The organism is Variovorax sp. 01N429, assembly GCF_056399425.1.
The window spans coordinates 1-404 of record NZ_JBFTRG010000172.1; the positions used below are offsets into that span (position 1 = coordinate 1).

At 71.8% G+C, this 404-nt stretch carries 1 protein-coding gene; it reads left to right on the forward strand.

All coding sequences use genetic code 11. The features are described 5' to 3' along the window. Nucleotides 1-18: 18 nt before the first annotated feature. Nucleotides 19-404, forward strand: a 386-nt coding sequence (locus AC1DSF_RS31110; RefSeq protein WP_478184164.1) for a transporter substrate-binding domain-containing protein, incomplete at its 3' end; no start/stop codon positions are given.

Here is a 404-nt window from a genome sequence, read left to right on the forward strand (position 1 = left end):
CGCAAGGAGATGCGCGGCTTGGCTGTCCGCAACGCCAGACCCCTGTTTCCCCCGTTCACCGCCGGAATATCCCGGCGCCGCTTCCTGCGCGGCACAGCAGGAGCCGGGCTGGCGGTCGCCGCCGCCGGCACCGCGGCCGCGACCAGCGGATGCGCCCGCGTCGACCTCACCGGCGAACCCGGCGGCGGCACGCTGCTCAAACGTTTGCGCGACCGCGGATCGGTGCGCGTCGGCTTCGCCAACGAAGCCCCCTACAGCTTCCTCGACAAGAACGCCGATCTCACCGGCGAGGCCGCCGAGTTGGCGAAGGTGATCTTCGACCGGCTGGGTGTCCCGAAGGTCGACCCGGTGCCCGCCGACTTCGGCGCGCTGATCGCGGGCCTGCGCTCCGGCCTGTTCGACAT